Source organism: Catellatospora sp. IY07-71, from assembly GCF_018326265.1.
In the GTDB taxonomy this organism is placed as follows: Bacteria; Actinomycetota; Actinomycetes; order Mycobacteriales; family Micromonosporaceae; genus Catellatospora.
The window spans coordinates 2,104,983-2,126,349 of the sequence record NZ_AP023360.1; the positions used below are offsets into that span (position 1 = coordinate 2,104,983).

Sequence of the window (21,367 nt, forward strand, 5' to 3'; positions counted from 1 at the left end):
CGGCCTCCGGGGGGACTGTCACGGTTTCGCCGGCTGCTAGGGACGTTAACCCAATCGCCCGATTTGCGGAATATGCCCAATCCGTGATGAAGTCGCGATAGCCGCGTTCGCCCGAGCCCGCCGCGGGTATGGGTAGGAGAGTGATCGGGCTCGCACGCGTCAGGGCCGTCGCGCGACGCGAACGTAGCAAGATCCAAAAGCAGATTTGCGGAATCGTGCGCGAACGACCGAAGAATCGTGCGCGAAGACGCAGTCGGACCGACGCTTGTGCACTTATTCACAAGGCGGGAGGGGTCTCAGGCAACAAACCGGGCTTAGTCTGAGGCCACATCCCGGACGACTCGCGGCCACCCGGCCGTCGTCAGTCGTATCCGTCGGTCAAAGACGACCACGAGGAGAACTCCATGACCGCGCCGGCAGTCACCGCAGGGCTTGACCAGCATCCGACCTCGCACCCCAAGCTGCTCGCGTGGGTGCGCCAAGTCGCCGAGCTCACCACGCCGGACAGCATCGTGTGGTGCGACGGCTCCGAGGACGAGTGGCAGCGCCTCACCGCCGAGCTCGTCACCGCGGGCAGCCTGGTCCGGCTGGACCCGGTGAAGCGGCCGAACTCCTTCTGGGCGCGCACCGACCCGTCGGACGTGGCGCGCGTCGAGGAGCGCACCTTCATCTGCTCCGTGGACGAGGCCGACGCCGGCCCGACCAACAACTGGATGGCCCCGGCCGAGATGAAGCAGCTCATGACCGAGCTGTACCGGGGCTGCATGCGCGGCCGGACCATGTACGTCATCCCGTTCTGCATGGGCCCGCTCGACGCGGAGAACCCGATGTTCGGCGTCGAGATCACCGACTCGGCGTACGTCGTGGCCAGCATGCGGATCATGACCCGGATGGGCACCAAGGTGCTCGCGGCGATGGGCGAGGACGCCGAGTTCGTGCCGGCGCTGCACTCGGTCGGCGCCCCGCTGGAGCCGGGCCAGGCCGACGTCGCGTGGCCGTGCTCGACCACCAAGTACATCTCCCACTTCCCGGAGACCCGGGAGATCTGGTCGTTCGGCTCCGGCTACGGCGGCAACTCCCTGCTGGGCAAGAAGTGCTACTCGCTGCGCATCGCCAGCGTGATGGGCCGCGACGAGGGCTGGCTCGCCGAGCACATGCTGATCCTCAAGCTGACCAGCCCGGCCGGCAAGGTGCACTACATCGCGGCCGCGTTCCCGTCGGCCTGCGGCAAGACCAACCTCGCCATGCTGGAGCCGACCATCCCGGGCTGGAAGGTCGAGACCCTGGGCGACGACATCGCCTGGATGCGCTTCGGTGACGACGGCCGCCTGTACGCGGTCAACCCGGAGTACGGCCTGTTCGGCGTCGCTCCCGGCACCGACTGGAAGACCAACCCGAACGCGATGCGTACGCTCGCCGCGGGCAACTCGCTGTTCACCAACGTCGCGCGCACCGACGACGGAGACATCTGGTGGGAGGGCATGGGCGAGCCCCCGGCCCACCTGACCGACTGGCACGGCAACGACTGGACCCCGGACTCCGACCAGGTCTCCAGCCACCCGAACTCGCGCTTCTGCACCCCGATCACGCAGTGCCCGATCCTCGCGCCGGAGTACGAGGACCCGAAGGGCGTGCCGATCTCGGCGATCCTGTTCGGTGGCCGCCGCAAGACCACGATCCCGCTGGTCAGCCAGGCCCGCGACTGGGTGCACGGCGTGTTCCAGGGCGCGACCCTGTCCAGCGAGACCACGGCCGCCGCGGTGGGCCAGGTCGGCGTGGTGCGCCGCGACCCGATGGCGATGCTGCCGTTCATCGGCTACCACGCCGGCGACTACTTCCGGCACTGGATCGCGATGGGCAAGGGTGCCGACGGCAACGCCGACAAGCTGCCCGCCATCTTCTACGTCAACTGGTTCCGCCGCGGTGACGACGGCCGCTTCCTGTGGCCCGGATTCGGCGAGAACTCCCGCGTCCTGAAGTGGGTCGTGGAGCGCCTGGAGGGCGAGGCCGGTGCGGTCGAGACCCCCGTCGGCTTCGTGCCCCGCGCCGAGGACCTGGACCTGTCCGGCCTGGAGCAGCCCGCGTCCGACGTCGAACTGGCCCTCGAGGTCCGCAACGACGAGTGGGCCGCCGAGATCCCGCAGATCACCGAGTGGTTCGAAAAGTTCGGCGACAAGCTCCCCGCCGTCCTCTGGGCCGAACTCGACGCCCTCAAGTCCCGCCTCGGCGTGACGGAGTAACGCGCCGATCTTGCGTGAACTGTGGGGACGACACGCCTGAACCGGGCAAATCCCTAACAGTTCGCGCAAGATCGACGCGATCTTGAAGCGCCGTGATGCCCGCAGCCCCGCCACCCGTTAACACGGGGGGTGGGGCTGCGGGCATCATGGGGGTGTGCAGATCTCGGCTAGAGGCGACTACGCGGTCCGGGCTTCCCTTGAGCTGGCGAACGCGTACCCGAACACCATCTCGGCGCAGGCCCTCGCCGACGCCCAGGGCCTGCCGCGCAAGTTCCTGGAGGCGGTGCTGGCGGACCTGCGGCGCAGCGGCGTCATCCACGCCGTGCGCGGCGCCGACGGTGGTTACAGCCTCAGCCTGCCGCCCTCCGAGGTCACCATCGGCATGGTGCTGCGCGCCGTCGACGGGCCGCTGGCGGGCGTACGCGGGCACCGGCCCGAGCAGACCAGCTACACCGGCACCGCCAGCCACCTGCCGCTGGTGTGGGTCGCGGTGCGCTCGGCGGTGCGCAACGTCGTCGACGAGGTGACCCTGGCCCAGGCCGTCACCGGTCAGCTGCCGGAGGCGGTCCGTGATCTCACCACGATCCCGGACGCCTGGCAGCCGCGCTGATCCGCGCCAGCGGCGTTAGGCTGCCCAGGATGAAACTCCGCGACCTCGTCTACTCCGTGTACGAACGCCGCCTGAAGGCGTTGCTGGCCGATCAGCCGCGGCCACGTCATGTCGGCGTGGTCACCGACGGCAACCGGCGCTGGGCCCGCGAGATGGGCTACGTCGACCCCAACGACGGCCACCGGGTGGGCGCGGCGCGCATCAAGGAGCTGCTCAGCTGGTGCGACGAGGCGGGCATCGAGCACGTCACGCTCTACCTGCTGGCCACCGACAACCTGCGCCGCCCGGCCGTGGAGCTGGATCCGCTGGTGCAGATCATCGTGGACCTGGCCACCGAGCTGGCCGAGGACGGCAACCCCTGGCAGTTGCGCATGGTCGGCGCGCTGGACCTGCTGCCCGCCGAGCCGGCGGCGGCGCTGAAGGCCGCGCAGGAGCGCACGGCCGGCCGCCACGGCGGCGCGAACGTCAACTTCGCGGTCGGCTACACCGGCCGCCGGGAGATCGCCGACGCGGTCCGCTCGCTGCTGCAGGAGCACGTCAAGGCGGGCTCGACGCTGGAGGAGGTGGCCGAGCGGCTCGACGTCGAGCACATCGCCGAGCACCTCTACACGCGCGGCCAGCCCGACCCGGATCTGATCATCCGGACCAGCGGCGAGCAGCGGCTGTCCGGCTTCCTGCTGTGGCAGTCGGCCCACTCGGAGTTCTACTTCTGCGAGCTGAACTGGCCGGACTTCCGGCACGTGGACTTCCTGCGTGCGCTGCGGGCGTACGCGGGACGCCAGCGCCGGTTCGGTGCCTGACCCGTCGATCGCCGACGTCCGATTTTCCCGCCTTCTGACCTGCGCTCACGTTGGGATGGTGACCTGTTTCACGATCCGCGTGGTGGAGTTGGCACCGCGCCGGAATAAACGGCAGGGTCCCTGACCAGCACCTTTGCTCCCCCAAGGTGCTGCACCCCCCAACGAAGGGACCGACTCGTGTCGACACCCCGTCATGCCCTGCCGCGCCGCCGTCACCCGCTGGCGCGCCTGCTGGCCGTCCACTCCCGAAAGATCGCCTTGGGCGTGCTGTGCGCCGGTGTGCTCGGCGCCGCGGCGTACGCCGTCGCGGACACCGGGCCGCAGACACCCGCCACCGACCTGGCCGCCCGCGAGGCCGCCGCGGCCGCCGCCAACCGCGCCTACGACCGCGCCACGCCCTCGCCGAGTGTCAGCGCGTCGCCGACGGCCGGTCCGAGCCCGAGCGCCACGGCCGCCCGCCGCGCCGAGAAGGCGACGCCCTCGGCGAAGCCGACCGTGACGCGTACGACCGCCACGCCGACCTCGTGCAAGAGCTACTCGGGCAACCAGCTGGTCGCGTGCAGGCTGCTGCCGAGCTTCGGGTTCGCGTACAGCCAGATGAGCCCGCTGGTGAAGCTGTGGGACCACGAGAGCGGCTGGAACCACAGGGCCGAGAACTCCGGCTCCGGCGCGTACGGCATCCCGCAGGCGCTGCCCGGCGACAAGATGGCGAAGTTCGGCGACGACTGGCGGACCAATCCGGCCACTCAGATCAAGTGGGGCCTGGACTACATCAAGAACCGCTACGACACCCCCGCCGGAGCCTGGAATCACTTCCAGGACAACAACTGGTACTGATCTCATCTACGCACGGTGAGCAGCACCCACTCGGATGACCACGCTCGGGCATCATCCGAGTGGGTGATGGCCGTATCGGCGGATCGTCTGGCACATGCTAAAGACATGCTGGCCAAACGGGTTTTCTGCGGTTAGCGTGAGTCATGGTCGATGTCCCGATACGAACGTACGTACTCGACACCTCCGTGCTGCTGGCCGATCCTGCTGCGATCCGCCGGTTCTCCGAGCACAACGTCGTGCTGCCGCTCGTGGTCATCTCCGAGCTGGAGGGCAAGCGGCATCACCCGGAACTCGGCTGGTTCGCCAGGCAGTCCCTGCGGCTGCTCGACGACCTGCGGGTACGGCACGGGAGGCTGGACGTACCACTGCCGGTGAACGACTCCGGCGGAACGCTGCGGGTGGAGCTGAACCACACCGATCCGCAGCTGCTGCCCAGCGGTTTCCGCAACGACACCAACGACGCGCGGATCCTGTCCGTGGCGCTGGGTCTGGCGGCCGACGGTCAGCTGGTGACCCTGGTCAGCAAGGACATGCCGCTGCGGGTGAAGGCCGCCGCGGTGGGTCTGGCCGCCGACGAGTACCGCCATGACCAGGCGGTGGACCCGACGTGGTCCGGCCTGGCCGAGGTGGACCTGCCGGACGCCGACATGGCCGCGCTCTACGCCGGCGAGGGCATCGACCTGGACGAGGCGGCCGGGCTGCCCGTCCACACCGGACTCATCCTGCACGCGGGCCGCGGCTCGGCGCTGGGGCGGGTGCACACCGACAAGACGGTGAAGCTGGTCCGCGGCGACCGGGAGGCGTTCGGCCTGCGCGGGCGCTCGGCGGAGCAGCGCATCGCGCTGGACCTGCTGCTGGACGACAGCATCGGCATCGTCTCGCTGGGCGGCCGGGCCGGCACCGGCAAGTCGGCGCTGGCCCTGTGCGCGGGCCTGGAGCAGGTGATGGAGCGCGGCAGGCACAAGAAGGTCATCGTGTTCCGCCCGCTCTACGCCGTCGGCGGCCAGGAGCTGGGCTACCTGCCCGGCAGCGAGGCGGAGAAGATGTCGCCCTGGGCGCAGGCGGTGTTCGACACGCTCGGCGCCCTGGTGCACGACAACGTACGCGACGAGGTGCTGCACCGCGGCATGCTCGAGGTGCTGCCGCTGACCCACATCCGCGGCCGCAGCCTGCACGACGCGTTCGTGATCGTGGACGAGGCGCAGTCGCTGGAACGTGGCGTGCTGCTGACCGTGCTGTCGCGGATCGGCGCCGGGTCGCGGGTGGTGCTCACCCACGACGTGGCGCAGCGGGACAACCTGCGGGTGGGCAAGCACGACGGCATCACCGCGGTCATCGAGACGCTGAAGGGGCATCCGCTCTTCGCGCACGTGACCCTCACCCGTTCCGAGCGTTCCGCCATCGCCGAAGTGGTTACCGACCTCCTGGAGGAGTGATTAGACCCGATTAGCGGGTTTTTGCGGTGTGATCGGGGCCACAGTCGCCCGTCCGGACGACGACAAGCCCCGGTCCACTGCGTAAAGGTGGGATCGAGCGCTCCGCGCCGCGGCTTCCTGGACGGGACCGCTGCGGCGCCCGGCACGAGCGCTCCCGGACCGTCCACCCCCGACCCCCGGGCGGGCGAACGGAGCAGGACCCGTAGGTGCGCAGCCCCTGGTGGCGCGCCCGAGGACCGCGGGTGCTCCGGCCGGAACCCCCACCGCCGAGAGGATCCCCCGTGTCCCGGCAACGCCGCGCGCACCGTCGCGCCCGCCCCGCGACCACGCGCTACGCCATCCGCGCCGTCGCCGTCCTGACCCTGGTCGGCGGGGTGGCCGGCGCGTTCCGCCTGGACGACGGCGCGCGGTGGCAGCAGGACAGCATCGCCGCCGGGCACCAGGCCCAGATCGTCGCCCACGCCGAGTCGGCCGCGCTCACCCTGCAGCAGCAGGAGCTGCTCAAGGAGGCGCAGGACCGGGCCGCGATCGAGGCCAAGGCCGCCGCCGCCCGCGCCGCCGCGGTGGACCGCGAGGCCAGCCGCCGCGGCGCCAACCGCACCGTCAACTTCGGGCCGATCCCCAAGAGCTGCAGCGAGTTCAGCGGCAACCGGGCCATCGGGTGCGCGCTGGTGCTGGAGGCCGGCATGGATCTCACCCAGATGGCCTGCCTGAACAAGCTGTGGACCCGCGAGTCCGGGTGGAACCACAAGGCCGAGAACAAGAGCTCCGGCGCGTACGGCATCCCGCAGGCGCTGCCCGGCGACAAGATGGCGAGCATCGCCGACGACTGGCGCACCAACCCGGTCACCCAGATCAAGTGGGGGCTGGGCTACATCAAGAACCGCCACAAGACCCCGTGCGGCGCGTGGGCGCACTCCGAGGAGAAGGGCTGGTACTGACGCCGGTCAGGGTGCCGTGGTGGCGCTGGTGTGCTCCTGCGCGAGCCGCCGCAGCGCGGTGAGCATCGCCTCGCCGAGCACGGTGCCGGTCACCACGCCCTCCACCATCGCGGCCCGGTCGCCCCGGGCCAGCACCAGGCCGACCTCCTGCCGGGCGAGCCGCTCGGTCGCCTCGGCGTACCCGTCGAGCATCGTCAGCATGTCCTCCTGACCCAGCTCGCGCAGCGCGGCGATGGCGTCGGCGAGCTGGTCGAGCGCGTGCGCCCGCTCGTGCACCCGCCAGCCGCGCGCGGCCACCACCCGGGCGGCCTCGGCGCGCGCCGCCAGCCAGCCCGCGGTGCTCCGGTCCGCGCGGGACACCCCCGCGATCGCCTCGTGCGCGGTCCCCAGCAGGTGGTGTCCGGGCACCACGGCGTCGTCGACCGCGCCGAGCACCTGCCGTACGCCGGCCACGCTGAGGCCGCCGACGTCGATCAGCGCCCGGATCAGGCGCAGCCGCCGCAGGTGTGCCTCGTCATAGTCGGCCTGGTTGCGGCCCAGCGGGCGGCCCGCCGGGAGCAGGCCCTCACGCAGGTAGTACTTGACCGTGGGCAGCGGCACGCCGCTCGCCCGGCTCAGCTCTGAAATCTTCATCGCCGTTGACGATACCCACTGGATAGTGGATAGTGATGCTATCCAGTGAAGGACGAGGGGGAAGTCGTGGCAACCGTGATCCCGGGCCGCATGTCGGCGCACATCGAGGGCGATTTCGTGGTCTTCCTGATCGGCATGCGCTTCAACAAGCCGTGGAAGATCCACAAGTGGTGGGGCGCGTTCACCGCCATGCCGCGCATGCTGAAGGTCCTGTTCCAGCGTCCGGAGCTGGGCCTGCTCGCCGCGCAGTACGCGATCACGGCGAGCGGCCCGGTCACCATCCAGTACTGGCGCAGCGTCGAGCAGCTGGAGGCGTTCGCGAAGGACGCGTCGCTGCCACACCACCCGGCGTGGCGCGCGTTCAACAAGCTCGTCGGCGGCAACGGCGACGTCGGCATCTGGCACGAGACCTACCTGGTCAGTGCGGGCCGTTACGAGACCCTCTACGGCAACATGCCGCGCTTCGGCCTGGCCCAGGCCGGTGAGCACGTGCCGGTGGCCCGCAAGGGCGAGAGCGCGGCAGCCCGGCGAGGAGCTTCCAGAAGTTAACGGACAAACCACCCAGAACGGATAGTATCGGCAGCACCGGTCGACGGGGAGGGTGCTGTGCGGGCGATCATGCTGGTCCTGGGTGCGGCGGTGGCGGCACTGTCCGCGGTGTCGCCTGCCGCGGCCGTCGAGCCGGAGCCCCCGCGGGCCGAGGTCGTCGGCGGGGTGCGCGCCGCCGCCGGGGAGTTTCCCTGGCTGGTGCGCCTGGACAACGGCTGCGCGGGCACCCTGATCCGGCCGCAGTACGTCCTCACCGCCGCGCACTGCGTCGGCCGCAGTGGGGCGACCTCGTCCATCACGGTCACCGCCGGCTCGGCGGACCTCGGCTCGGACCGCACCTACGAGGTGCGCAGCAGCCGGGTGTGGCGGGCGCGCGGCTTCTCCGACGTGACCTCGGGCGACGACTGGGCCGTGATCGGGCTGTCCCGGGCGCTGGACCTGCCCACGGTCGCGCTGCCCGCGAACGGTGCGCTGGACGGCGGCACGCTGACCGCGGTCGGCTGGGGCGCCACCCGCGAGGGTTCCCGGGCGCAGCAGCGCCACCTGCGCAAGGTGCAGGTCCCGTTCGTCGGCGACGGCACCTGCGGGCAGATCTACCGCTCGCGCGGTTACGGCTTCACCGACGCCGACATGATCTGCGCGGGCGACCTGCGGCGCGGCGGCAGGGACAGCTGCCAGGGCGACTCGGGCGGGCCGCTGCTGCGCCGCGACGGCGGGCGCTGGGTGCAGGTCGGCATCGTGAGCTGGGGGGTCGGCTGCGGCCGCGCGGCGTATCCGGGCGTCTACACGCAGGTGTCGCACTTCGTTCCCGATATTCGCGCGGCCATTGAGGAGACCGGCCCTCGCGGCTAGGTTCACCACATGAGCGATGTCGATGTGGCGATCATCGGAGCGGGCCCGACGGGTCTGTTCGCCGCGTACTACGCCGGGTTCCGCGGGCTGCGCACCATGGTCGTGGACGCGTTGCCCGAGGCGGGCGGTCAGGTGACCGCCATGTACCCGGAGAAGATGATCTTCGACGTGGCCGGGTTCCCGGCGATCCGCGGGCGCGAGCTGATCGCGAACCTGGTCGCTCAGGCCGGCGCCTTCAGCCCCGACTACCGGCTCGGCGTGCAGGCCGCGACGCTCGCCTACGACGACGGCAAGCCGGTGCTCGGCCTCGGCGACGGCACCGAGGTGCGCTGCGGCGCGGTCATCATCACCGGCGGCCTGGGCTCGTTCACGCCGCGCCCGCTGCCCGCCGCGAACGGCTTCACCGGCACCGGCATCATGTTCTTCGTGCCCGACCCGACCGTGCTGGCCGGCAAGCACGTGGTCATCGTGGGCGGCGGCGACTCCGCGTTCGACTGGGCGCTGGCGCTGGCCGGGCTCGCCGCGAGCGTCACCCTGGTGCACCGGCGGGACAAGTTCCGGGCGCACGCGTCCACCGTGGCGCGGGTTCAGTCGCTGCCGGTGCGCATCGAGGTCAACAGCCAGGTCACCAAGATCCTGGGCAGCGACCGGGTCGAGTCGGTCGAGCTGAACGGCACCGAGGAGATCCCGGCCGACGTGGTGGTGGCGGCGCTCGGCTTCACCGCCGACCTCGGCCCGCTCGCGCTGTGGGGCCTGGCCCTGGACAAGCGGCACATCACCGTCGACTCGACGATGCTCACCAACCTGCCGCGCGTCTTCGCCGCCGGCGACATCGTGGAGTACCCGGGCAAGGTCCGGCTGATCGCCACCGGCTTCGGCGAGGCCGCCACCGCCGTCAACAACGCCGCGATCGTCATCGACCCGTCCGCCCACCTCTTCCCCGGCCACTCCTCCGAGGACGTGCCCTGATCCGGCCCCGCCCGCGGCCCCACGGCCTTGATCGTCCGACTTGCCTGGCAAACGGGCGTATCTTGGGCGCGCTTTCGCCCATGTGCCAGGCAAGTTGAGCGATCTTGACGCCGCGCGGGGCCGCGCCGGGCCGGGCCGCGGGCGGCGGGGTCGGGTCAGACGAGCTGGAAGGCGCGGAGTTCGTCGAGGGTGGGCGGGTCGGCGCCGGGGCGGGTGCAGGTGAGGGCGGCGGCGTCGCAGAGGTGGCGCAGCATCAGGCGCAGCGTCTCGGGGGCCAGCTCGCGGCTGAGCTGGTCGCGCAGGCGGCCCGCGTCGTGCAGCCAGGCCAGCAGGGCGCCCATCGCGGTGTCGCCCGCGCCGATGGTGTCGATCATCGAGATCGCCGGGGCGGCCACGTCGACCTCGGTGTCGGCGGTCATCGCGGTGGCGCCGGCGTCGCCGTGGGTCAGCACCAGCAGGCGCGGGCCTGCCTTCAGCCAGCGGCGCGCGGTCTCCATCGGGGGCACGTGGGGGTACGCGTGCGCCAGGTCGCCCTCGCTGGCGCGTACCAGATGGGAGAGCTCCACCAGGCGCTCCAGCCGCACCAGCGAATCGGGCCGGGCCAGCGCGACGCCGCGCACGTTGGGGTCGAAGGCGATGGTGCACCGGTCGCGGTGGCGCACCGCCCAGCGCTCCAGCGTGTCCGCGCCGGGCGGCAGGAACGCGGCCAGCGAGCCGATGTGGATGGTGCTGCCGTCCGGCAGGTCGGGCAGCTCGCGCTCGCGCCAGCCGAAGTCGGCCGCCCCGGCCAGCCAGAAGTCGTACAGCGCCTCGCCGTCCGCGCCCACGGTGGCCAGCGCCAGCGCCGACGGCTGCGCGGTGTCCACCAGGTAGCGGGTGTCCACGCCGGACGAGGTGAGCCGGTTGCGGAACGCGGTGCCGAACGAGTCACGCCCCAGCCGGGCGGCCATCGCCACCGGCGCGCCGAGCCGGGCCGCCGCGATGGCGGTGTTGGCCGGCCCGCCGCCCAGCGCGGCGCGCAGCAGACCCTCCCCGGCGGGGACGAGGTCCACGACGTTCTCTCCGGCTACGACGATCACCCGCATAGTGTGGCGGGCGCGCGACGGCCGGGCAATGCGGCACCCGTCACCGCAGCCCGACGTACGCCGCCATCACCCGCAGCTGGCGGTCGAAGAAGTCGCGGCGGCCCTCCTCGATCATGTTCTGGAAGCGCCCGAACAGCTCGAAGGTGAGCGCGCCGAAGAGCTGGACCCAGGCCGTGGCGCCCCGGGCCAGCAGCTCGCGCGGGACGGTCGGGCAGGCCAGCGCGGCGATGCGGTCCAAGTCGGCGGCGAGCACGGGCGACAGCGGCGGGTCGCCGGTCCCCGCGGCGGGGACGGCGACGGTGCCCGCCGCCACGCCGTCGGCGAGCATGGTGAGGATCAGATCGGTGGTGCGCGCGGCCGGGCCGACGGTGGCCTGCGGTGCTTGGTAGCCGGGCACCGGCGAGCCGTAGATCAGCGCGTACTCGGCGGGGTTGGCCAGCGCCCAGTCGCGGATGCCGTGCCCGGCGGCGAGCCAGCGCCCCAGCAGGTCGGCGCGGTCCACGACCGATTCGGCGGCCTCGGCGGCCGCGCCCAGCTCGTCGTAGCAGTCGATGATCAGCGCGGTGAGCAGGTCGTCGCGGCTGGGGAAGTAGCGGTAGACCGCTGACGAGACCATGCCCAGCTCGCGGGCGACGGCGCGCAGCGACAGGTTGGCCCCCTCGGTGGCGAGCTGGCGCCGGGCGATGGCCTTGATCTCGCTGGTCAGCTCGTCGCGTACGCGGGCGCGGATGCTCTTGGCGGTCATGCCGGAGAGCATAACAACAAAACGAGAGCAGTGCTCTTGACAATATCGGGAGACGGCGTGTTCACTGTTCCTAACAGAGAGCGTCGCTCTCGAATTGCATCGCAGATCTGGGGAGACTGGACATGCACGTCATCGTCGGCGCAGGCCCCGTCGGCACCGCCACCGCACTGCTGCTGGCCGAGCGGGGCGAGCAGGTCAGGATCGTGACCCGCCGCGGCACCGGACCGCAGGCGCCGGGCATCGAACCGGTCGCCGCGGACGCCACCGACGCCGCCCGGCTCGCTGAGCTGTGCACGGGCGCGACCGCCCTCTACAACTGCGCCAACCCGGCGTACCACCGCTGGCTCACCGACTGGCCGCCGCTGGCCGCGTCGCTGCTGCACGCCGCCGAGATCTCCGGCGCGGTGCTGGTCACCGCGGGCAACCTGTACGGCTACGGCCCCGTCGACGGCCCGATCACGGAGGCCACCCCGCTCGCCGCGACCAACCCCAAGCTGCGGGTACGCGCCCAGATGTGGGAGGACGCGCTGGCCGCGCACCGGGCCGGCCGGATCCGCGCCACCGAGGCCCGCGCCTCCGACTACGTCGGCTACGAGGTCAACGGGATCCTCGGCCAGACCGTGCTGTCCCGCACCGCCAAGGGGAAGACGGCGTACGTGGTCGGCGACCCCGACGCGCCGCACAGCTGGACCGCCATCGGCGACCTGGCCCGCACGCTGGTCGTGCTCGCCACCGACGAGCGGGCCTGGGGACGGGCCTGGCTGGTGCCGACCCCGCCGGCGATGTCGGCGCGGGCGGCGGCCGAGCGCGCCCACGAGCTGATCGGGCTACCCCGACCACGGCTGAGCCGCATCCCGTATCCGCTGCTGTGGGCGATGGGCCTGTTCTCGCCGCTGGTCAAGGAGCTGCGGTCGACGTACTACCAGTTCGCGAAGCCGTTCGCGCTCGACTCGTCGGTCACCGAGCGCACCTTCGGGCTGGCGCCGACCCCGCTGGACACGACCCTCGCCGACGCCGCCGCGAAGTACCGCGACGCCTGAGCCGTGCCGGGGGAGCGCGTGACGAGGTGGCGGCGTGCGCCGGGGTTCAGGCCAGCTCGGCCCGGGCCTCGGCGGCGCGGCCGGCCAGGCCCGCCCACTCGGCGTCCAGCGCCGCCAGCTGTGTCGCGTGCTCCCGCGCGAACGCGGCCAGCTCGCCCCGGGCCAGCGTCATCGCGGCGGTCCAGGCCGGGGTGCGGCACTCGCCGTCAGCCCGCACCGCGTCCTGCTGGTACGCCTTGGCCAGCGGCATCAGCGAGGACTCGGGCCGCAGCGGCACCCCGGAGTCGTCGTGGAACTTCGCGGTGACCGCGGCGAAGAGCTCGCCGACCGTGTGCACCGGGTAGCCGCGCTGGCCCATGCAGGAGGCGTAGAACTCCATCCGGGCGGCGACCTCCTGGTCGTCGCCGACACGGCGCAGCATCGCCAGGAAGTCGGCGTCCAGGTCACCGCTGAGCGCGGGCGCGATCGTGTCGGTGGGCTGGTCCTCGATCGGCGGCTCGCACATCAGCACCGTGTCGTCGTAGAGGCGGCGCTTGGCCGCGGACAGCTTCTCGTAGGAGGCGGGGTGTGCCACGGGCACGACCTCCACCGGCTCGATCGTCTGTGGGACGAGCTTGAGCGCCTCCTCCGCGCCCGGGTCGACGACCGCGGACACCTCGGCCGGCAGCAGCAGCCGGGTCCGGCCCCCGAACGGGTCTCCGAACGGCGCGAACGCGTACTCGAAACCGGACGAGGCCATGCACGCGCGGATCGGCTCCTGCCGGGCCACGTGCGCCAGCAGCAGGGCCGCGGTGCGCTGCTCGACCGAGCCCTGAATGCGCTCGTACATCGCGCGCAGGTCCCCGGCGACGACCGTCGCCTGCGCGGTGGTCAGCGACGCGCGCCGCGTCGCCGCCGCACAGGTGAGCAGGGCCAGCAGCGCGAGCCCGGCGGCCACGGCCGCGTCCCTGCGCCTGCGGGTGGCACCCGGGCGCGGCGCGTCCTGGGCGGCGGGAGAAGTCATCGAAGTCCTCGGTACGCAGATGTGCCGGGGCTCCATTCACGACCGCGCGGCGGGTCTCACCGTAGCCCGCGCCGCGACCACCGGGCGTCGGCCTGTCCGGCCGAGGCTTTGGCCGGATCATCCGGTTCGGGCTCGCCCACCGAGGCAGAAGTGGTGCGGATACCTGACAGTCCGGTTGCGCCGGACCGGCTCGACGGGCGATCGCGGTGGCCCGGGGCGCAGGTGGTGGGCGGGTCTCAGCGGGTGACGGCGGCGGCCAGCGCGGTCAGGTCGGCGTCCTTGCCGACCAGCAGCGTGGCGGTGTTGCCCGCGGTGCGCAGCAGGGCGGTCCGCCCCTCCGGCCCGAGGTAGCGCTGCCAGGTGACCGCCCCGACGACCGTCTCGCCGTCGGCCTGCGCCTTGCCGTCCAGTTCGGCGGCGAGCAGGGCCTGCGCGCCCGCGCGGGACTGCACCAGCTGCGCGCCCTTGCCGTCCGGGTCCAGGTAGCCGATGCGCAGCACGCCGTCGCCGTACTTCGCGGTGACCGTCTGCCAGCCGTCGGGTGCGGTGCCGGGCAGCGGCGCGAGCGACGCACGGCCCGCGCTCTCGATCGCGTGGGCCGGGTCCACGGTCACCGCGGCGTCCCAGCCGTAGAACAGGCGGTAGCCCAGCACGATCAGCAACAGGGGGATGAGCAGGACACCGAGGGACAGCGCCATGTCCTTCGGGGTACGCCCACCCGACTGCGGCACCTGCGCCTGCTCGTTCTCCACTGCGCTCACGTACACCATCTTGACCGATGTCACAGGTCACACCGCACCCGGGGACCTGGGCGGACAGGATCGGCAAACGGTGACCCGAACGTGCGTTCAGGCCGCGGCATGACAGGATGCCAACAGGCCGATTCGTAGGAGGAGCAGCATGGCGACCCGTACTCCGCAGGATCTCGACCGGAACCTCGCGCTGGACCTCGTCCGGGTGACCGAGGCGGCGGCCATGGCCGCGGGTCGCTGGGTGGGGCGAGGCGACAAGGAGGGCGGCGACGGCGCGGCCGTCGACGCCATGCGCAAGCTGATCAACTCGCTGCCCATGGCCGGCACCGTGGTCATCGGCGAGGGCGAGAAGGACAACGCGCCGATGCTCTTCAACGGCGAGCGCGTCGGCGACGGCAGCGGCCCCGAGGTCGACGTGGCCGTCGACCCGATCGACGGCACCACCCTGATGAGCAAGGGTATGCCCAACGCGCTGGCCGTGCTCGCGGTCGCCGAGCGCGGCGCGATGTTCGACCCGAGCGCCGTCTTCTACATGGAGAAGCTGGTCGTCGGCCCCGAGGCGGCCGACGTCGTCGACATCACCGCAGGCTGGACCGAGAACCTGCGCCGCATCGCCAAGGCCAAGCGCGTACGCGTCTCCGACCTGACCGTCTGCATCCTCGACCGCCCCCGCCACGCCGACCTGGTCCGCGAGGTCCGCGAGGCGGGCGCCCGCATCAACTTCATCTCCGACGGCGACATCGCCGGCGCCATCTCCGCCGCCCGCGAACAATCGGACGTAGACGTCCTCATGGGCATCGGCGGCACCCCCGAAGGCATCACCGCCGCCTGCGCCCTCAAGTGCATCGGCGGCGTCATGCAGGGCCGCCTCTGGCCCCGCGACGACGCAGAACGCGAAAAGGCCCTCGCCGCCGGCCACGACCTCGACCGCGTCCTCACCACCGACGACCTCGTCACCGGCGAAAACGTCTTCTTCGTAGCCACCGGCGTAACCTCCGGCGACCTCCTCCGCGGCGTCCGCTACCGCGACAACGGCGCCTACACCCAGTCCATCGTGATGCGCTCCAAATCCGGCACCATCCGCGTCATCGACTCCTACCACCGCCTCGAAAAACTCGCCGGCTACTCCAAGATCGACTTCGCCTGACCGCGCCCCTCCGCCGCGCCCCCCTCCCGCGCCGATCTTGCGTGAACTGTGGGTGCGACACGCCTATAACGGTCATATCCCCAACAGTTCACGCAAGATCGACGTGATCTTGGCGGGGTGGCGCGGGGACGGGGGCGGCCGGGGCGGCAGAGTGGGCGCGTGAAGATCTTCTTGGCGGGGTCGGCGTGAGCGCGGGCACCGGGAAGGCCCTCGGCGTCGGGCTGGCCGTGCTCGGTGGCGTGTGCCTGGCGCTGCAGTCGCGGATCAACGGCGAGCTGGGGCGGCAGCTCGGCGACGGCATCGCCGCCGCGACCGTGTCGTTCGGGGTCGGGCTCGTGGTGTTGCTGCTGGCGCTGCCGTGGATGCACCGCAACGCGCGGCGCATCCTGACCGCGCTGCGCTCCGGTGAGCTGCGCTGGTGGCAGTGCGTCGGCGGGGCCTGCGGGGCGTTCCTGGTCACGACGCAGGGGCTGACCGTGCCGCTGCTCGGGGTGTCGGTGTTCATCGTGGCGGTGGTCGCGGGGCAGTCGGCGTCGAGCCTGGCCGTGGACCGGTTCGGGGTGGGGCCGGGCGGGGTGCACCCGGTGACCCGCAACCGCCTGATCGGTGCCGTGCTGTGCGTGGTCGCGGTGGTGATCGCGGTCGGGGACAGCTTCGGCGATCCGGCCGCCCTCGGGTTCGCCGCCCTGCCGCTGCTCGCCGGAGTCGCGGTCGCCTGGCAGCAGGGCGTCAACGGGCGGGTGGCCCGCGCGGCGGGCTCGCCGTGGCCCGCGACCCTGCTCAACTTCGCGGTCGGCAGCGCCGGGCTGCTGGTCGCGCTCGCGATCGAGTCGGCGCTGCGCGGCGGCGGCCCGCCCGGCGCGTTCCCCGCCGAGCCCTGGCTCTACATCGGCGGCCCGCTCGGCATCGTGTTCATCGCGATCTCCGCGGCGGTGGTGCACCGCATCGGCGTACTCCTGCTGGGCCTGGGCATGATCGCCGGTCAGATCCTCGGCGCCCTCGGCATCGACGCCCTGATCCCCGGCCCCGCCGGCCGCCCCGACCTGCTCACCGTCACCGGCGCCCTCCTCACCCTCCTCGCCGTCCGCATCGCCGCCCGCGGCTGATCCCGCGGTGCCAAGATCGCGTCGATCTTGCGCGAAGTGTTAGGGATACGACCGTTATGGGCGTGTCGCACCCACAGTTCACGCAAGATCGACGGGAGAGGGGGTGGCGGGGTGGGGTGGGGTGGGGTCAGGGGGTGGCGGCGTCGAGTTTGGCTTTGGCGCCGTCGAGCCAGTGCTGGCAGATTTGGGCTAGTTTTTCGCCTCGTTCCCAGAGGGCGAGGGATTCCTCGAGGGTGCCGCCGCCGGATTCTAGTTTCTGGACCACCTCGGCTAGTTCGGCGCGGGCCTGCTCGTAGGAGAGGGCCTCGGGCTGCTTGGCGGGCATGGTCACTCCTTGGTGTCGGTGACGGTGGCGGTCAGTTCGCCTGCGGCGAGGCGGATGCGCAGGGGGTCGCCGGGGGCGACGTCGGTGGCGGCGCGGGCGACGTGGCCGTCGGGGCGCTGCACGATGGCGTAGCCGCGGGCCAGGGTGGCGGCGGGGGACAGGGCGCGCAGGCGGGCCAGGGTATGGGTGAGGTCGCCCTCGGCGCGGTGCAGGCGGTGGGTGAGGGCGCGGGCGGCGCGGTCACGCAGGGCGGTGACCTCGGTCGCCCGGGTCTCGATCATCTGGTACGGCTTCGCCAGCGCGGGCCTGCTGCGCAGGCTGTCGAGGCGCTGCTGCTCGCGCTCGACCCGATGGCGCACCGCTCGCGTCAGCCGCCCGCGCGCCTGCTCGATGAGGCGGATCTCGTCACCCAGATCGGGGACGACCCGCTTGGCCGCGTCGGTCGGCGTGGACGCGCGTACGTCGGCCACCCAGTCCACGAGCGGCGTATCCGGTTCGTGCCCGATCGCGGAGATCACCGGCGTACGGCAGGCGAACACCGCCCGGCACAGCGCCTCGTCGCTGAAGGGCAGCAGGTCCTCCACGGAGCCGCCGCCGCGGGCCATGATGATCACGTCGACGCTCTCGTCGGCGTCGAGCAGCTGCAGCGCGCCGATGATCGACGGCACCGCGGTCGGCCCCTGGACGGTCACCGGGATCACCCGGAAGTCCACGGACGGCCAGCGGCGGCGCGCGTTGGTGAGCACGTCGCGCTCGGCGGCGCTGGCCCGCGCCGTGATCAGCCCGATGCGCTGCGGCAGGAACGGCAGCCGCCGCTTGCGGCGCGGGTCGAACAGGCCCTCGGCCTGCAGCAGCTTCTTCAGCTGCTCCAGGCGGGCGAGCAGCTCGCCCAGGCCGACCTGGCGGATCTCGTCGGCGCGCAGGCTGAGCGTGCCGCGCTGGGCGAACCACTCCGGCTTGGCGTGCACGATCACGCGGGCGCCCTCGGACAGCTCCGGCGCGCCCCGGTCCAGCACCTCGCGGCCCGTGGTGACGGTCAGGCTGAGGTCGGCGGACGGGTCACGCAGGGTGAGGAACACCGTCTGCGAGCCGGGTCGCCGGGAGAGCTGCGCCACCTGTCCGTCGACCCAGATCCACCCGAGTCGCCCGATCCAGGCACTGATCTTCTGGCTGACCACTCTTACGGGCCACGGCTGCTCCGCCGAGCTCTGCTCCGTCACAGGGCTCACCATAGGCCGCCGGTACGATGGTCTGGTGGTTGAGACTCCTCGCAAGCGTGTTCTGCTCGCCAAGCCCCGTGGTTACTGCGCCGGCGTCGACCGCGCCGTGCAGACCGTCGAAGAGGCGCTGAAGCTCTACGGCGCCCCGATCTACGTGCGCAAGGAGATCGTGCACAACAAGCACGTGGTGAGCACGCTGCAGGCCAAGGGCGCGATCTTCGTCGAGGAGAACGAGGAGGTCCCCGAGGGCTCGACCGTGATCTTCTCGGCGCACGGCGTCGCCCCGGTGGTGCACGACCAGGCCCGCGAGCGCAACCTCAAGGCGATCGACGCCACCTGCCCGCTGGTGACCAAGGTGCACCAGGAGGCCCGCCGCTTCGCCGCCGACGACTACGACATCCTGCTCATCGGCCACGAGGGCCACGAGGAGGTCATCGGCACCTCCGGCGAGGCCCCCGAGCACATCCAGCTCGTCGACGGCCCGGAGGGCGTGGCCAACGTCACCGTCCGCGACCCGAACAAGGTCGTCTGGCTGTCCCAGACCACGCTCAGCGTGGACGAGACCATGGAGACCGTGGCCCGGCTCAAGGAGAAGCTCCCGCTGCTCCAGTCGCCGCCCAGCGACGACATCTGCTACGCCACGCAGAACCGCCAGCAGGTCATGAAGCAGATCGCCCCCGACTGCGACGTGATCCTGGTCGTCGGCTCCCGCAACTCGTCGAACTCGGTCCGCATGGTCGAGGTCGCCGTGAACGCCGGCGCCCGCCAGGGCCACCTGATCGACTTCGCCCACGAGATCGACCCCGCCTGGCTGGAGGACGCCACCACGGTCGGCCTCTCCTCCGGCGCGAGCGTCCCCGAGGAGCTGGTCACCCAGGTGCTGGCCCGCCTCGCCGAGCTCGGCTTCGCCGACGTCGAGGAGGTCGTCACGGTCCAGGAGCGCCTGACCTTCTCCCTCCCCCAGGAACTCAAGCGCGACATGAAAGCCGCCCGCTAGAAAAGGAAGGGCACCTTCTTATCGTTTTCCGTAGAGGAAGGTGCCCTTCTTAACGTCTCCTGGTCGGCGCTTGCCGCTCAGGAGCAGCGCTCCGGCTCGTCCTCCCACTTGTGGCCGATCGCGCGGTGGAACGCGCGGCCGCCGGGCGGGACGGTCTTCGGGATCGCCGCGTCGGTGGCCACGATGTACCACGACACCTTGCAGTCGGGCTGGTCCGTGACCAGCTTCATCGCCAGCGTCGGCTGCGCCTCGGTCAGGTAGCCCACCTTCGAGGCGAACAGCTTCGCCGAACCGTCCGGCTGGTACACGTAGCTGGCCCAGAGCACCCGCCTGCGCTGTCCCGGGCACCACTTCACCGGCTTCTCCTCCAGCCCGCTCACCCGGAAGGTGAAGGAGCCGTCGGGCTTCGGCACGTTCGCCGAGACGGTGCCGAATGGCGTACAGGCCGGCTTCGGCGCGGGGGACGGGCTGCGTGGCGGGCGGGGCGGTGCCTTCGTGCTGGGCTTGGCGGGCGGCGTGGCGGCCGGGCTCGGCGGGACGGTCGCGACGCCGCTCGGGATGGCCGCCAGCTGCGCCGCCGCCGAGAGGTCCGCTTCGGCGGCGCCTGCGCTCGGCGCGGCCGCCGCCGGGGCGGTCGCCGGAGCGCCGTCCGAGGTCCGCATCAGCACCCCACCGAGCAGCACGCTCGCGACCGCGGCCACGGCGGACCAGGCGACCAGGTTGCGGTACAGGTGGCGCGGGCGGGCGACCGGGCCGGTCTCGCTCATCGGCTCTCCACATCGGGCTCAGGCGACTCCTGGAGCCTAGGCCGCGGCGCTTTTCCGCAGATCGCCTGTCCGGCCGAACCCGTGAGCGTTAAGAAGGGCACCTTCTACTACGGAAAACGATAAGAAGGTGCCCTTCCTTTCATAGGAGTTCGGGGGCTTGGGGCTGGCGGGGGGCGATGTCGAGGGGCTTCTGTTCGGGGAGGTCGTCGCCGGTGACGCCGAGTTCGGTCATGCGGCGGGCGGTGACCAGGACGCGCTGTTCGAGGGAGCCGATGGCGGCGTTGTACGCCGTGACCGACCCGCTTAGCGACGAGCCGAGCTTGGTGAGGTGGCCGCTGACCGTGCCCAGCCGGGCGTAGAGCTGCTTGGCGAGTTCGTGGATCTGCAGGGCGTTGCGCGACAGCGCCTCCTGGCGCCAGGTGTAGGCGACCGTACGCAGCAGCGCCACCAGCGTCGACGGCGTGGCCAGCACGACGTTGCGGGCGAACGCGTGCTCCAGCAGCGCCGGGTCGCGCTGCAGCGCCGCGTCCAGGAACGGGTCGGCGGGCACGAACAGCACCACGAACTCGGGCGTCGCCTCGAACGCCTGCCAGTACGCCCGCCCGGCCAGGATGTCCACATGTGACTTGAGGGCACGCGCGTGCGCGTCGAGGTACGTGTCGCGCTGGCGCTCGTCGCGGGACTCCAGCGCGGTCAGGTACGCGTCGAGCGGCACCTTCGCGTCGACCACCACGCTGCGCCCGCCGTGCAGGCGTACCACCAGGTCGGGGCGGACCACGGCGATGTCGGCGCTCACGTCGCGCAGCGCGGTGACCTGCTCGTCGAAGTCGCAGTGGCGCAGCATGCCGGCCGCCTCGACGATGCGGCGCAGCTGGTGCTCGCCCCACCGGCCGCGGACGTGCGAGGTGCGCAGCGCCGCGACCAGCTGGCTCGTCTCCATCCGCAGCGACGCGGACACCTCGGCCGAGGCCCGGACCTGCTCGCGCAGCTGGGCGTACGCGTCGACGCGGTCGTGCTCCATCTCGTTGACGCGCTGCTCGTAGCGCCGCAGCGTGTCGTGCAGGGGCGCCACGGCGCGGGCCACGGCCTCCTGCGACTGCGCGGTCGCCTCGAACGACAGCACGCGCATCGCCTGCTCCAGCCGCGCCTCCCCGGCCTGGGTGGCGTCGAGGGTCGCCTGCAGCCGGGCCGTCTCGGTCGCGGTGCTCGCGCGGGCGGCGAGCCAGCCCAGCCCACCGCCCGCGAGAAGGCACACGACCACGATCGCGAGAGTCTCCACGGCTCCAATGTGCCATCCGCGATCACCCTCGCCG

General features: G+C 72.0%; 22 protein-coding genes. 13 read left to right on the plus strand and 9 right to left on the minus strand.

Annotated elements, in window-relative coordinates; genetic code table 11:
* Positions 1 to 404: 404 nt before the first annotated feature.
* The 6 genes from CS0771_RS09600 (at position 405) to CS0771_RS09625 (ending at position 6,864) form a co-directional block, all read left to right on the plus strand.
* On the plus strand, positions 405 to 2,240 hold the full coding sequence (locus CS0771_RS09600) for a phosphoenolpyruvate carboxykinase (GTP) (RefSeq protein WP_212840669.1): 1,836 nt from the start codon (positions 405 to 407) through the stop codon (positions 2,238 to 2,240).
* Between the two features lie 154 nt (positions 2,241 to 2,394).
* Complete coding sequence (locus CS0771_RS09605) at positions 2,395 to 2,850, plus strand: Rrf2 family transcriptional regulator (protein ID WP_212840670.1); 456 nt, start codon at positions 2,395 to 2,397, stop codon at positions 2,848 to 2,850.
* Between the two features lie 29 nt (positions 2,851 to 2,879).
* Positions 2,880 to 3,650 carry an isoprenyl transferase gene (locus tag CS0771_RS09610; RefSeq protein ID WP_203743099.1) on the plus strand — a complete coding sequence of 257 codons (771 nt, stop codon included), beginning with the start codon at positions 2,880 to 2,882 and terminating at the stop codon, positions 3,648 to 3,650.
* Positions 3,651 to 3,827: 177 nt separating this feature from the next.
* Positions 3,828 to 4,487, plus strand: a complete 660-nt coding sequence (locus CS0771_RS38640) for a transglycosylase SLT domain-containing protein (protein WP_244870708.1) — start codon at positions 3,828 to 3,830, stop codon at positions 4,485 to 4,487.
* A 143-nt stretch (positions 4,488 to 4,630) separates the two neighbouring features.
* On the plus strand, positions 4,631 to 5,923 hold the full coding sequence (locus tag CS0771_RS09620; RefSeq protein WP_212840671.1) for a PhoH family protein: 1,293 nt from the start codon (positions 4,631 to 4,633) through the stop codon (positions 5,921 to 5,923).
* Between the two features lie 281 nt (positions 5,924 to 6,204).
* Positions 6,205 to 6,864, plus strand: coding sequence for a lytic transglycosylase domain-containing protein (locus CS0771_RS09625; RefSeq protein WP_371821380.1), 660 nt, complete (start codon positions 6,205 to 6,207; stop codon positions 6,862 to 6,864).
* A gap of 6 nt (positions 6,865 to 6,870) precedes the next feature.
* Here the strand turns inward: CS0771_RS09625 and CS0771_RS09630 are convergent, their stop codons facing one another.
* Positions 6,871 to 7,497: a MerR family transcriptional regulator gene (locus CS0771_RS09630; RefSeq protein ID WP_212840672.1), complete on the minus strand. Its 627-nt coding sequence runs from the start codon at positions 7,495 to 7,497 to the stop codon at positions 6,871 to 6,873.
* Positions 7,498 to 7,563: 66 nt separating this feature from the next.
* On the opposite strand from CS0771_RS09630, the gene CS0771_RS09635 reads away from it, so the two are divergent.
* Genes CS0771_RS09635 through CS0771_RS09645 form a run of 3 tightly spaced genes read left to right on the plus strand, consistent with a single transcriptional unit; the run spans position 7,564 to position 9,867 of the window.
* Positions 7,564 to 8,046 (plus strand): DUF4188 domain-containing protein, encoded by a 483-nt coding sequence (locus CS0771_RS09635; RefSeq protein ID WP_212840673.1) that lies wholly within the window; start codon positions 7,564 to 7,566, stop codon positions 8,044 to 8,046.
* A gap of 57 nt (positions 8,047 to 8,103) precedes the next feature.
* Positions 8,104 to 8,898, plus strand: a complete 795-nt coding sequence (locus CS0771_RS09640) for a serine protease (protein ID WP_244870709.1) — start codon at positions 8,104 to 8,106, stop codon at positions 8,896 to 8,898.
* A 9-nt stretch (positions 8,899 to 8,907) separates the two neighbouring features.
* The gene (locus CS0771_RS09645) at positions 8,908 to 9,867 is read left to right on the plus strand and encodes an NAD(P)/FAD-dependent oxidoreductase (RefSeq protein ID WP_212840674.1); all 960 of its coding nucleotides are present in this window, start codon (positions 8,908 to 8,910) and stop codon (positions 9,865 to 9,867) included.
* Positions 9,868 to 10,022: 155 nt separating this feature from the next.
* On the opposite strand, the gene CS0771_RS09650 is transcribed toward CS0771_RS09645, so the two are convergent.
* Together CS0771_RS09650 and CS0771_RS09655 are read right to left on the minus strand one after the other, a co-directional pair.
* Positions 10,023 to 10,946, minus strand: coding sequence for a carbohydrate kinase (locus tag CS0771_RS09650; RefSeq protein WP_212840675.1), 924 nt, complete (start codon positions 10,944 to 10,946; stop codon positions 10,023 to 10,025).
* 46 nt (positions 10,947 to 10,992) lie between these two features.
* A complete protein-coding gene (locus CS0771_RS09655; RefSeq protein WP_212840676.1) occupies positions 10,993 to 11,697 on the minus strand; it encodes a TetR/AcrR family transcriptional regulator in 705 nt (234 codons plus the stop codon).
* A gap of 116 nt (positions 11,698 to 11,813) precedes the next feature.
* Here CS0771_RS09655 and CS0771_RS09660 point away from each other — a divergent pair, with 116 nt between their 5' ends.
* Complete coding sequence (locus CS0771_RS09660) at positions 11,814 to 12,737, plus strand: NAD-dependent epimerase/dehydratase family protein (protein WP_212845736.1); 924 nt, start codon at positions 11,814 to 11,816, stop codon at positions 12,735 to 12,737.
* Positions 12,738 to 12,783: 46 nt separating this feature from the next.
* On the opposite strand, the gene CS0771_RS09665 is transcribed toward CS0771_RS09660, so the two are convergent.
* The gene (locus CS0771_RS09665; protein ID WP_212840677.1) at positions 12,784 to 13,740 is read right to left on the minus strand and encodes a hypothetical protein; all 957 of its coding nucleotides are present in this window, start codon (positions 13,738 to 13,740) and stop codon (positions 12,784 to 12,786) included.
* 236 nt (positions 13,741 to 13,976) lie between these two features.
* Complete coding sequence (locus CS0771_RS09670) at positions 13,977 to 14,501, minus strand: DUF4245 family protein (protein WP_212840678.1); 525 nt, start codon at positions 14,499 to 14,501, stop codon at positions 13,977 to 13,979.
* 139 nt (positions 14,502 to 14,640) lie between these two features.
* On the opposite strand from CS0771_RS09670, the gene glpX reads away from it, so the two are divergent.
* Together glpX and CS0771_RS09680 are read left to right on the plus strand one after the other, a co-directional pair.
* Positions 14,641 to 15,639 carry a class II fructose-bisphosphatase gene (gene glpX / locus CS0771_RS09675; protein WP_212840679.1) on the plus strand — a complete coding sequence of 333 codons (999 nt, stop codon included), beginning with the start codon at positions 14,641 to 14,643 and terminating at the stop codon, positions 15,637 to 15,639.
* Between the two features lie 185 nt (positions 15,640 to 15,824).
* A complete protein-coding gene (locus CS0771_RS09680; protein ID WP_244870710.1) occupies positions 15,825 to 16,745 on the plus strand; it encodes a DMT family transporter in 921 nt (306 codons plus the stop codon).
* Positions 16,746 to 16,872: 127 nt separating this feature from the next.
* Here the strand turns inward: CS0771_RS09680 and CS0771_RS09685 are convergent, their stop codons facing one another.
* Positions 16,873 to 17,070 (minus strand): exodeoxyribonuclease VII small subunit, encoded by a 198-nt coding sequence (locus CS0771_RS09685; RefSeq protein ID WP_212840680.1) that lies wholly within the window; start codon positions 17,068 to 17,070, stop codon positions 16,873 to 16,875.
* A gap of 2 nt (positions 17,071 to 17,072) precedes the next feature.
* Positions 17,073 to 18,290 carry an exodeoxyribonuclease VII large subunit gene (gene xseA / locus CS0771_RS09690; protein ID WP_244870711.1) on the minus strand — a complete coding sequence of 406 codons (1,218 nt, stop codon included), beginning with the start codon at positions 18,288 to 18,290 and terminating at the stop codon, positions 17,073 to 17,075.
* A 10-nt stretch (positions 18,291 to 18,300) separates the two neighbouring features.
* On the opposite strand from xseA, the gene CS0771_RS09695 reads away from it, so the two are divergent.
* Positions 18,301 to 19,287 carry a 4-hydroxy-3-methylbut-2-enyl diphosphate reductase gene (locus tag CS0771_RS09695; protein ID WP_371821563.1) on the plus strand — a complete coding sequence of 329 codons (987 nt, stop codon included), beginning with the start codon at positions 18,301 to 18,303 and terminating at the stop codon, positions 19,285 to 19,287.
* A gap of 77 nt (positions 19,288 to 19,364) precedes the next feature.
* Here CS0771_RS09695 and CS0771_RS09700 read toward each other — a convergent pair whose 3' ends face one another.
* The gene (locus tag CS0771_RS09700; protein WP_212840682.1) at positions 19,365 to 20,054 is read right to left on the minus strand and encodes a hypothetical protein; all 690 of its coding nucleotides are present in this window, start codon (positions 20,052 to 20,054) and stop codon (positions 19,365 to 19,367) included.
* Between the two features lie 139 nt (positions 20,055 to 20,193).
* Positions 20,194 to 21,342 carry a DNA recombination protein RmuC gene (locus tag CS0771_RS09705; RefSeq protein ID WP_212845739.1) on the minus strand — a complete coding sequence of 383 codons (1,149 nt, stop codon included), beginning with the start codon at positions 21,340 to 21,342 and terminating at the stop codon, positions 20,194 to 20,196.
* Between the last annotated feature and the right edge of the window lie 25 nt (positions 21,343 to 21,367).

Coding starts and splice junctions, on each gene's coding strand:
- CS0771_RS09600 (WP_212840669.1), top strand. CDS start 405: ATGACCGCGCCGGCAGTCACCGCAGGGCTTGACCAGCATCCGACCTCG.
- CS0771_RS09610 (WP_203743099.1), top strand. CDS start 2,880: ATGAAACTCCGCGACCTCGTCTACTCCGTGTACGAACGCCGCCTGAAG.
- CS0771_RS09620 (WP_212840671.1), top strand. CDS start 4,631: ATGGTCGATGTCCCGATACGAACGTACGTACTCGACACCTCCGTGCTG.
- CS0771_RS09630 (WP_212840672.1), bottom strand. CDS start 7,497: ATGAAGATTTCAGAGCTGAGCCGGGCGAGCGGCGTGCCGCTGCCCACG.
- CS0771_RS09645 (WP_212840674.1), top strand. CDS start 8,908: ATGAGCGATGTCGATGTGGCGATCATCGGAGCGGGCCCGACGGGTCTG.
- CS0771_RS09655 (WP_212840676.1), bottom strand. CDS start 11,697: ATGACCGCCAAGAGCATCCGCGCCCGCGTACGCGACGAGCTGACCAGC.
- CS0771_RS09665 (WP_212840677.1), bottom strand. CDS start 13,740: ATGACTTCTCCCGCCGCCCAGGACGCGCCGCGCCCGGGTGCCACCCGC.
- glpX (WP_212840679.1), top strand. CDS start 14,641: ATGGCGACCCGTACTCCGCAGGATCTCGACCGGAACCTCGCGCTGGAC.
- CS0771_RS09685 (WP_212840680.1), bottom strand. CDS start 17,070: ATGCCCGCCAAGCAGCCCGAGGCCCTCTCCTACGAGCAGGCCCGCGCC.
- CS0771_RS09700 (WP_212840682.1), bottom strand. CDS start 20,054: ATGAGCGAGACCGGCCCGGTCGCCCGCCCGCGCCACCTGTACCGCAAC.